General features: G+C 28.8%; 10 protein-coding genes. 2 read left to right on the forward strand and 8 right to left on the reverse strand.

Annotated elements, in window-relative coordinates; translation table 11 throughout:
- The first annotated feature begins 207 nt into the window (after window positions 1-207).
- Complete coding sequence (locus tag A9758_RS07655; RefSeq protein WP_011406989.1) at window positions 208-387, forward strand: pyridoxamine 5'-phosphate oxidase family protein; 180 nt, start codon at window positions 208-210, stop codon at window positions 385-387.
- A 164-nt stretch (window positions 388-551) separates the two neighbouring features.
- Here the strand turns inward: A9758_RS07655 and A9758_RS07695 are convergent, their stop codons facing one another.
- Together A9758_RS07695 and hjc are read right to left on the reverse strand one after the other, a co-directional pair.
- On the reverse strand, window positions 552-719 hold the full coding sequence (locus A9758_RS07695; protein ID WP_353936768.1) for a winged helix-turn-helix transcriptional regulator: 168 nt from the start codon (window positions 717-719) through the stop codon (window positions 552-554).
- 91 nt (window positions 720-810) lie between these two features.
- Entirely contained in the window at window positions 811-1,221 is a 411-nt protein-coding gene (hjc, locus tag A9758_RS01780) for a Holliday junction resolvase Hjc (RefSeq protein ID WP_011406988.1), read from the reverse strand.
- Between the two features lie 113 nt (window positions 1,222-1,334).
- On the opposite strand from hjc, the gene A9758_RS01785 reads away from it, so the two are divergent.
- A complete protein-coding gene (locus tag A9758_RS01785) occupies window positions 1,335-2,708 on the forward strand; it encodes an MATE family efflux transporter (RefSeq protein WP_011406987.1) in 1,374 nt (457 codons plus the stop codon).
- Window positions 2,709-2,799: 91 nt separating this feature from the next.
- On the opposite strand, the gene gdhA is transcribed toward A9758_RS01785, so the two are convergent.
- The 6 genes from gdhA to gatD form a co-directional block, all read right to left on the reverse strand.
- Window positions 2,800-4,134 carry an NADP-specific glutamate dehydrogenase gene (gdhA, locus tag A9758_RS01790; RefSeq protein ID WP_011406986.1) on the reverse strand — a complete coding sequence of 445 codons (1,335 nt, stop codon included), beginning with the start codon at window positions 4,132-4,134 and terminating at the stop codon, window positions 2,800-2,802.
- Between the two features lie 439 nt (window positions 4,135-4,573).
- Window positions 4,574-5,692 (reverse strand): AAA family ATPase, encoded by a 1,119-nt coding sequence (locus A9758_RS01795; RefSeq protein ID WP_048059768.1) that lies wholly within the window; start codon window positions 5,690-5,692, stop codon window positions 4,574-4,576.
- A gap of 21 nt (window positions 5,693-5,713) precedes the next feature.
- Window positions 5,714-5,929 carry a hypothetical protein gene (locus A9758_RS01800; protein WP_011406984.1) on the reverse strand — a complete coding sequence of 72 codons (216 nt, stop codon included), beginning with the start codon at window positions 5,927-5,929 and terminating at the stop codon, window positions 5,714-5,716.
- Between the two features lie 10 nt (window positions 5,930-5,939).
- Window positions 5,940-6,845, reverse strand: a complete 906-nt coding sequence (locus A9758_RS01805) for an NAD(P)/FAD-dependent oxidoreductase (RefSeq protein WP_011406983.1) — start codon at window positions 6,843-6,845, stop codon at window positions 5,940-5,942.
- A gap of 128 nt (window positions 6,846-6,973) precedes the next feature.
- Window positions 6,974-8,872, reverse strand: coding sequence for a Glu-tRNA(Gln) amidotransferase subunit GatE (gene gatE, locus A9758_RS01810; RefSeq protein ID WP_011406982.1), 1,899 nt, complete (start codon window positions 8,870-8,872; stop codon window positions 6,974-6,976).
- Window positions 8,873-8,887: 15 nt separating this feature from the next.
- Complete coding sequence (gene gatD, locus A9758_RS01815; RefSeq protein ID WP_011406981.1) at window positions 8,888-10,204, reverse strand: Glu-tRNA(Gln) amidotransferase subunit GatD; 1,317 nt, start codon at window positions 10,202-10,204, stop codon at window positions 8,888-8,890.
- Window positions 10,205-10,392: the final 188 nt, after the last annotated feature.

A 10,392-nucleotide genomic window follows, 5' to 3' on the forward strand; every position in this document is an offset into this window, starting at 1 on the left:
TTATAAGTTATTTGTTTTAACATTATAAGTTATAATTTAGTCTGTTATTCTTAAAACTTTTTATAATAATATCTTCAATTAATTTTTAAAAAATAGGTTACTAAATAGTTACCAAGTAAATAAAGGATTATAAATACTTTACTTAGTAAATTAACTAATAATTACTATAATATAAATATAAAATTAAATTAATGGAGATTGATTAAAATGAATTGTGTAATAAAATTTTTAGAAGAAAATCCACTCGTATACTTAGCAACAAATGGACTTGATAACAACTCAAAAATAAGACCAATATTATATTACTTTGAAGAAGATGAAAAACCATACTTCTGTACAAGTAACAAAAAAAACCAATGTATAAAGAAATGCAAAAAAAAATTCTAATATTGAAATAACAACAGTAACTCACGATTATGCATGACTTAGAATATCAACACAAGTAGAATTTACTGATGATATTGAATTAAAACAAAAAGTAATCGATGCAAATGATCTAGTTAAAGTATTATATCAAAGTGGAGATAATCCTGAATTTGAAGTATTCACTCTTAAAAATGCAAAGGCAGTATTAGCAGATTTCTCAGGAAATCCACCAAAAAATATGATTCTAATTCCTTTAATCTTTTAGATAATATTTTATTACTAAGTTTTGGTTTATCTTCTTGAAATTCCTTAAAATGTATTTTACCAAAAAATAAGTCACGTATTATTTGTATAGTCTATTTTTTACTGAAAATATTCGTTGCTTTATCTATAGGACATTCTATTGTCATGTTATTTGAATCCATATTATCCACCTAAATAAATTTAAATTAATTTTGTCTGCTTACTTTCTCCAATAATTTCATTAAAATCCAATCCCTTACTAAATGCTAAGTCAATATTTACTCTGTAATTGTTTTTGCGTGTTATATGTAAATCCTCAATTTTTATAAATCTCCAAGGTTTTCTAATGAATTTTGCACCAACATATGCTTTTGCACCAAAGATTTTTGAAAATTTTAATAAATTAGTAATCTTCTCATTATCAATATAAATATATTCTTGACGTGTAGATTTAACTTCTATAGCAAGATATAATTTTCCATTACCTGCAAGTACATCAGGAAGTGGTCTTTTTGTTGCACCACCACTTGCAGGTGCACGCATAGCTGCAAAATTAGCATTCCATAATTTATTAACAAGGTCCCGTTCTTCTTTTGATCCAGTTTTACTCATAATTTTAAGTCCCAGATATATTTTTTTTATTAATATCCTGTTTTTAATAAAATTTATATAATCATAAGTTAATATATTAATGTTATATTAATTGATTCTATAGGAGGTATCTTTTGGTTGAAGAATCTGAAAATACAATAGGAGTTAACATACTAGATGGTGATGCTAAAGTTGCAGTTAGGAAGTTATCTTTTCCTCTAATGGTATCATTAGTAATTGGATCATTATATTATATTGTAGATGCAATGTGGATATCAGGACTAGGAGTAGATGCACTAACAGCTATTGGTTTTATAATTCCACTACAATTTATTATATTAGGTATAGGTGCAGGTCTTGGTTCAGGAATTACTGCTGTAATCTCAAAATATATTGGAATGAAAAATCATAAATTAGCAAACAATGCTTCATTTCATTCACTACTTTTAATTATTATTTTCTCAGTAATAATTACACTATTATTGCTTGTATTCATGGAACCCTTGTATATTTTAATTGGAGCAAGTGGTATGAATTTACAGCTTGCTCTAGAATTTTCAAGAGTGTTTTTTGTAGGTTCAATTCTACTTATATTTCCACAAGCAATGTATGGTATATTACGAGCAGAGGGTGATGTGAAAAGAACGATGTATGCAATGTTTTTATCTACAATTATAAATATAATTCTAGATCCAATATTTATTTATCAGTTAAATATGGGAATTGCGGGAGCTGCATATGCAACACTCATATCATTACTAATTGTATGTTTAGTTATAATTTATTGGATATATATTAAAAAAGATACATATCTAAAGCCATATAGAACATATTTTAAGTATGATGCTGGTATAATTAGGGATATTTTAAAAATAGGAATACCAGCAAGTATAGAATTTTTTGTATTATCATTTGTTGGAATAATAATGAATCTCTTATTATTAATGGTTTCAAATAGTGATTATGTAGCAGTATATGAGACTGGATGGCGTTTAATTTCATTTGCATTTGAACCTTTAATTGGAATAGGTAGTGCATTAGTAAGTATTGTTGGTTTTAATTATGGTGCAAAACGTTTTAATAGAATTAATGAAGCATATAATTATGCAATGTTTCTTGGAACAATTATTGGTATAATTTCTGCAGTAATATTATATGTATTTGCAAATCAAATTGCATACTTATTTGCATATTCATCTACAAGTAGTATGTTACATGAACCTTTTGTAGTGTTTCTAAAATATTTTTCAATTACATTTCTAACATTTCCAATTGGTGTTGTATCAACATATTTATTTCAAGGATTTGGTAAGGCTAATGTATCATTACTATTAACATTTACTAGAGAAGCAGTATGTGCAATAATATTTTCATATCTATTTGCAGTAGTATTTAATATGGGTCTTAATGGTGTATGGTTAGGTAATGTTGTTGGATATACAATAGGTGCATTTATAGCATTTATTATAGGAAAAATCTATGTAAGTAGATTACTTAAAAATAATTAATTTTATTTTCTATTTTTTTTAAAATGAGTTTTTGGTTTTAGGAGTTTATAAAAGAATGAATTATGAATTGAATCATAATTCAAGTTTGTATCTATACAATACCTTGTGATTGCATAGCTTCTACTACACGTTCAAATCCAGCTACGTTAGCACCAAGAACATAGTTTTTGTCTTGTTCATATTTTTGTGCTGTTGTATTTAATTTACTGAAGATGTTTGTCATGATATCTTTGAGCATATTGTCAACTTCATCAAAAGTCCAGTATAATCTTTCTGAGTTTTGACTCATTTCAAGAGCTGATACTGCTACTCCACCAGCATTTGCTGCTTTTGCAGGACCGAATAATATTCCATTGTCTTGTAAATATTTTGTAGCATCGAGTGTTGTAGGCATGTTTGCTCCTTCAGATACTGCAAGGGTATCATTTTCTACAATAAGTTTAGCATCATCTAATGTTAATTCATTTTGAGTTGCACAAGGTAGAGCAACATCAGATTTAATTTGCCATACTCCTCTTCCTTCATGATATTCTGCAGATTCTCTTTTTGCAGCATAATCACTCATTCTTCCACGTTGTACTTCTTTGATTTCTTTGAGTAATGCTACATCGATACCTTTAGGATCATATACCCATCCAGTTGAATCTGATGCTGTTACAACTTTTGCACCTAATTGTTGTGCTTTTTCAATTGCATAAATAGCTACATTTCCTGAACCAGATACTGTTGCAGTTTTATCTTTTAATGTTTCATTGTTTGCTTTTAACATTTCATTGGTGAAGTATAATAATCCGTAACCTGTTGCTTCGGTTCTTGCTAAAGATCCACCAAAGGTTAATCCTTTTCCAGTTAATACTCCTTCATATTGTTTGGTGAGTCTTTTATATTGTCCATATAAGTATCCTACTTCTCTAGCACCTACACCTATATCTCCTGCAGGTACATCTTGATCTTGACCTATGTGTCTGTATAATTCATTCATGAAACTTTGACAGAAACTCATTACTTCACGGTCTGATTTACCTTTAGGATCGAAGTTGGATCCTCCTTTTCCTCCACCAATTGGAAGTCCTGTTAATGAGTTTTTGAATATTTGTTCAAATCCTAAGAATTTTATAATACCTATGTTTACTGAAGGGTGGAAACGTAATCCTCCTTTGTATGGACCAATTGCACTGTTGAATTGTACACGGTATCCTGTGTTTACTTGAACTTGTCCTTCGTCATCAACCCAAGGAACTCTGAATTTTATTTGTCTTTCAGGGTTTGCTAATCTTTCAAGTACTGCATCTTTTCTGTATTGTTCTTCATTTTCTTCTACTGCTACTTCAATAGATTTGTATACTTCGTTTAATGTTTGGTGAAATTCAGGTTCACCTGGGTTTTCTTTTGTAATTTTATTAATTACTTCGTCAACATAAGACATTGTCATTAATCTCCATGATTTATTTAACTAATTGTTATTATTTTTTTAATAACTATTATATTACTGTTGTAAACACTTTACTATAGAATTATAGTAGGTGTTTATTATAATTTTAAATTTTAATAGGAACACTAATGCCGTGTTCCGTCTTATTTTATATTATGTGTAATTCTACTATTTATATATTCATACTCTCAAAAACAATTATTCTTTAATTGTTAATTATAATTTATGTGAGTGTTTCGATTAGTTCTATATATTTAAAGTATTGTATAACATATGCTACTTTTTTTATTTTTATTTTTCTCTTATTTTTTCTTATGTATTCTTTTTTCTTATTAGTTATTACTTATTTCTTTTAATTTATAATTTAAAAACTTAAAAGTTATAAAAAAATAACTTATAACTTATTATTTTAAAAAAATTTAAGGTAAGAAGTTTATACAAACATTTTATCTGAATGTTTTACTTCTTTTCTAATTTCATCTAAAGCATAACTAACATCCTCATCATTGATAACATCACGAGAATCACATAAAGCTCTGTGAAGGGCAGTTTTTAATATTTTTTCCTTCATATCTCTTCCAGATAAATTTTTAGTTTCACAAACTAATTTATCAAGATTAAAACTACATTTAAGTGGTAGAGTCTTAATGTTTTTTTCAAGGATAATTCTACGTTCTTCATCATTAGGTAATGTAAATTCAATTTCCTCCTCAAATCTACTTCTTATGGCATAATCAAGAATTTCAGGATTGTTGGTAGCACAAATAGTAATAATGCTATCATTATCTTCAATACCATCCATTTCAGTAAGAAGAGCATTTACAATCTCTGTTACATCTCCACGTAATGATTGATACTTTCTCTCTAATGCAATAGCATCAATTTCATCAATAAAAATCACAGTAGGTTTGGTGTATCTGGCTTGTTTATATAACTCATGAATTTGATTAGCACCATCACCCACATGATTTCCAATTAAACTTGTAGCCTTAATCATATGTATGGGAACATTTAATTCATTGGCTAAAGCCTGTGCAAGCATGGTTTTACCAGTACCTGGTCTTCCATAAAATAATATGTTACGAGGAGCCCAATTTTTGAATTTATCAGGATTTTCCAAGTAATTAGTTATTATTTTTGCTTTATTTTTAGCCTTTGTTTGACCAACAACATCACTAACTTTATATTCATGTTTAGAAAGGGTTTGTTTAATTTTACTATCTTGTTTAAACATGAGAAAAGAGGTGTTATGTGTAATATAGGAATTATCTGGTCTAACATCCACTACTTGAAATGCAAAATCAGGAATTAATTTCTGATCAAAAATATACTGACCTTTATGTAGTTTATAACCACTCCACTGATCTTGTGCATATATTTCAAATAATTCCTTGTTTGTAACTTCAATTTCGGGAGTTTCAATAAATGAACTCTCAAGTGGATAACCTACTGCTTTTAAAACAACAATTTTGGCCTCTACTCTACTTTGATTAAGCTGACGTAACTGTTTTTCTGAAACATAATTATTTTCAATTCTATTATTCATCTTAATTAACTCCTAAATTGAATAAATCTAAAAATCTATTATAAGATAATGTGTTTTGTTTTTATCCATATTAAATTCAATGTTTTTAACACCATTAAATAATACTTCAAAGATGTTCCATAACACATCATCACATCCTGTTATAATAACACTATTATTTTCACGTTCTATTGACTCAATCTCTGGAAAATCTTTCTTTAAATCAGAGGATATTTCCTGAAATAATTTGGAAGTTAAAGTCATATCATCAACACTATATCAATAATAATTCACTAATATGTGTTACAGCTTGTGCAGCTTGACCTGCAGCAACAATAACCTGTTTAACACCACCAGTTATATCACCTGCAGCATATATTCCATCGACACTAGTTTTCATATTTTCATCAACTTCAATATATCCTAAATCATCACAAGAAATACCAAAATCCTTTATAAGTTTATTATTAGGTGTATATCCAATGGCAATAAAAATTCCAGATACTTTAACTTTAGTTTCATCACCAGTTTCATTGTTATATAATACTGCTTCCTCTAAAAAGTCATTTCCATTAACAGATTTTAGTTGTGTGTTCCAGTATATTTTAATGTTAGCATTATGAAGATCCTTTTCTAATTGACTATCACAACGAAGTTTATCTCTTCTATGTACTAAACTACATTTAACACCTATACGATTTAAATACAAAGCTTCAGTTACAGCAGAATTTCCACCACCAATAACAAGAACTTCTTTTTTAACAAAGAAAGTACCATCACAAACAGCACAGTATGAAACTCCACGACCAACAAATTCATCTACACCTACACAATCTAATGTTTTATATGAGGAACCTGTAGCAATAAGAATATATCTTGTATCTATAATATCATTTGTAGTTTTTATTTCAAAAGTACCTCCAATAGATTTAGAGATACTCTCAACTAGAGAAAATTCTCTAATATCCACATATTTCTTTGCTTGCTCTGTCATACTACGAGCTAAATCAACACCAGGTATTTCATTGATTCCAGGATAATTTTCTATAAGGGGAGCAACATTAACTGTTCCACCACTTTGATTTTCATCAAGAATAATAGTATTAAGTCCACTTCTACCAGCATATATTCCCGCTGTAAGACCTGCAGGACCAGCTCCAATAATTACTAAATCATACATTATAATCACTCCGAATTACTAACCTATTTAGTAAATAATATATCTTTTTATTTTATATTTAAATTTATATTAAAAAAAATGGATTCTATAAAAAAAAGTAAAAATGAAGATTAAAATAAATAATGTATTTAATTGTTGATGATATTTAAAATTTCATCTTTAATAACATTACTTACAGTTTGACCATCAGCTTTACCTTTAAATTTAGCCATGGCTTTACCCATAAGAGGACCCATAGCACCCATTTTTCTTTGTTCAATCATATTTTTATTTTCTTCAATAATTTCCTTAATAGTATCTACTATAATATCATCTGATAGTTTTTCAAGATTATTATTTTTCACTGAATCTCTAGGAGAAATATCATTACAAACATCTTTTAATATGACTTCTGTTTCTGCTGCAGGAATCACATCATTATCCACAAGACTAAATACTTCCACAAGAGCATCTTTTGTTAATTTAGTAATATCATAACCATCACGTTTTAAATCCTTAATAGTATATACAATATCAGAAGCAATTTTCACTGAATCCATACTTGGTAATTCTTTTTTAATTTCTTCAAATAAATCTGCACGATTACGTTGTACTAATTGTTTAGCTAAATCTTCACTAAGTTTGTATTCTTTTTCAATACGTTCTTTTTTAACAACAGGTAACTCTGGAAGATTTGAAGCTATTTTTTTAACTCTTTCTTTTTCAATTATTTCTGTTGGAATATCAGTTTCTACATACATTCTACTAGCAGTAGGTAATGGACGTAAATACTGGGTATTTCCATCATCTTGTGCACGTCTTGTTTCTTCAGGAACACCCTCAAGTGATTGTTTTGCACGTTTAATAATTTCAAGTAATGCATTGTGTGCTTTTGTTTTTTCTTCAGCAACAAGAATAAATGCATCATCTTCATCTAATTCTAGTATGTCTCTAAGTGTATCTACCTCTTCTTGAACAATTCCATATGCTGGTAATTCATCAGTGTGGAATAATCCAGAAACACCCATTTTTTTTCCATGTTCAGAAAATTCTGTTCCTAATCTTTTACCTGGTTGAATTTCACGTCCAATTAATCCATTGAATTTTCTTAATTTAATAGCTAAAATACAACTATTTTCCTTTGCAAGACTATTTTGAATAACTTTAGATTCAGTGTTTTCAAGATATTTTGTAACATCTATAATTTCTTCTTCAACACATGCTCCACGTTCTTGTAACTGTTTACTAATATCTATAAGATTTAATTGTCTTTGAACCTCATTTTCAACAATTGTTGGCATAAGATCAAGGTCTTGAACACCTTTAACTTCTATTCTACTTCCCTCTTTAATGGAAATATTCAAATCCTGTCTAATTGTACCAAGTCCTCTTTTTACACTAGTACTTCTTAAGATTTGACCTAATTGGTATGCAACAGCTTTTACTTGAAGAGGATGATGCATGTCAGGGGATGTTGTTATTTCTGCTAAGGGAATACCTAATCTGTCAAGTCTAAATACAATTTTACCATCTTCTTCTCCTATACGTCTTGCTGCATCTTCTTCAAGACCTAATGTTTCAATTGTAACATCACCATATTCTGTTTCAACATATCCATCAGTAGCGAGAATTCCTGTTCTTTGGAATCCACTGGTGTTACTTCCATCAATTACTTGTTTTCTCATTGTATGAAATTCATCAACTACTTTCATATTCATGAGTGATGCAAGAATTATTGAAATATCAACAGCTTCCTGATTTAGAGGGGATGGTGGTTCTTCATCAGCTTCAACAAGACATGTATGGTGATTATATGCTTCATATACAAATTGAAGATTTCTTTGTGATTCTTCATATGCTGCTCTGTCAATTTCACCAAGTTCACTTTGTGTTGGTCTTAGACGACGGAATATTTTTCTTTCAGGTTTTTTATCTGTTAGGCTATTTGGACATCTACAAAATAGTTTAGTTTTACTATCTAGTTGTTGATGAATTTCTAATCCCATCATTAATCCTAATTCTTTATAATTAAATTTATCTTCAGACAATTTTTCAGCACTCCTTTAGTTTTTTATAAAGTAATTTTGGGATAATGTTGTATCCATTTCTCCTTTAAGATTTGTTTTCATTATTTCATATATTTCTGATACATTATCTGTCTGTCCTGCAGCCCATAGTAGTTTTGTATAAGCTGTTTCAGGTAACATATCTCCCACACCAATTACATTGTTTTGTAGTAATCTACGACCACTACTATACACATTCATATTTGTACGTCCAAATAAACATTGGGAAGTCATGACAACAGGAATGTCTTCACTTGTTGCTCTTGTAATACTTGTTATTACATCATCACTACAATGACCAAGACCAGTTCCTTCAATTACAATTCCATCATAGTTTTTATCTACATAGATGTCTATAATTTCAGGACTAATTCCAGGATACATTTTAATTAATGCTACTTTATCTGCAAGATTAGTATTTAGGGATAGTTCTTTTTCATTTCTTTTAGTGTATTTTACTTGTGTATCATTTATTGTTACTTTGTTATTTTCAATTCTTGCAAGTGGATTCATATTTATACTTGTAAATGTGTCACGACGTGATGTGTGCATTTTACGTGCTCTTGTACCTCTGTGTAGATCACAGTAGGAATCATCTTCAGTTCCATGCATACATATTGTAACTTCTGCAATATCAGATTTTGCTGCATTAACTGATGCCATAAGATTTGTAAATGCATCAGATGATGGTCTATCTGAGCTACGTTGTGCTCCTGTTAAAACAATAGGTACGGGAGAGTCTATCATGAAACTTAATGCAGATGCAGTATAATGCATTGTATCTGTTCCATGAGCTATGATTATTCCATCTGCTCCATTATTTATTTCATCATAGATTGTGGTTGCTGTTTTTTTCCAATATTCTGGTGTCATATTTTCACTTAGAATATTGAATATAGCTTTAGCATTTATATTTGCATAATCAACAAGTTCTGGTGTTGCTCTGAGCAGGTCATCTGCTGTAAATGCTGGATGTACTGCTCCTGTTTTATAGTCAATTACACTTGCAACTGTACCTCCAGTTGAAAGTATTGATAAATTTTTCTTTTTATCAGAGATTTTTTTATCAACAGGATCTAATTCTATTTGAGGTTTTTTACCTTCACTTATTTTTTCTATTTTTGCATCTTTTATATCAATACCAATATTGTATCCACTATCTAATTTTAGTATTATAGTGTTTTCATTTGAATAGTCTGGTTTTTCAAGTAACATTCCTTCATGTTCTATATGGGGTTTTGTTACTTTTACTGTGTCTCCAACAGTAATATTTGATATTTCTAGAAAATCTTTAAGATATTCTTCATATGCCAAATTCTTTTCCTCCTTGTGAAAAATAGTTTTTTAGTTATTATTTGAATAAAAATTATAGTATAAGTTGTATTTTTTCATATTTTTCTTAATTTAAGTACTAATAATTATGTTTATAGTTTTCATAGTTTTTATTTTTTAGTTTATTTAACTTTCATCATATGTTATACTTTAGTTAATTATATGTTATA

Source organism: Methanosphaera sp. A6, assembly GCF_001729395.1.
In the GTDB taxonomy this organism is placed as follows: Archaea; Methanobacteriota; Methanobacteria; order Methanobacteriales; family Methanobacteriaceae; genus Methanosphaera; species Methanosphaera stadtmanae.

Bases quoted from the DNA above. Each gene is read 5' to 3' on its own strand.
- A9758_RS07655 (WP_011406989.1), top strand. From the start codon at position 208: ATGAATTGTGTAATAAAATTTTTAGAAGAAAATCCACTCGTATACTTA.
- hjc (WP_011406988.1), bottom strand. From the start codon at position 1,221: ATGAGTAAAACTGGATCAAAAGAAGAACGGGACCTTGTTAATAAATTA.
- gdhA (WP_011406986.1), bottom strand. From the start codon at position 4,134: ATGTCTTATGTTGACGAAGTAATTAATAAAATTACAAAAGAAAACCCA.
- A9758_RS01800 (WP_011406984.1), bottom strand. From the start codon at position 5,929: ATGACTTTAACTTCCAAATTATTTCAGGAAATATCCTCTGATTTAAAG.
- A9758_RS01805 (WP_011406983.1), bottom strand. From the start codon at position 6,845: ATGTATGATTTAGTAATTATTGGAGCTGGTCCTGCAGGTCTTACAGCG.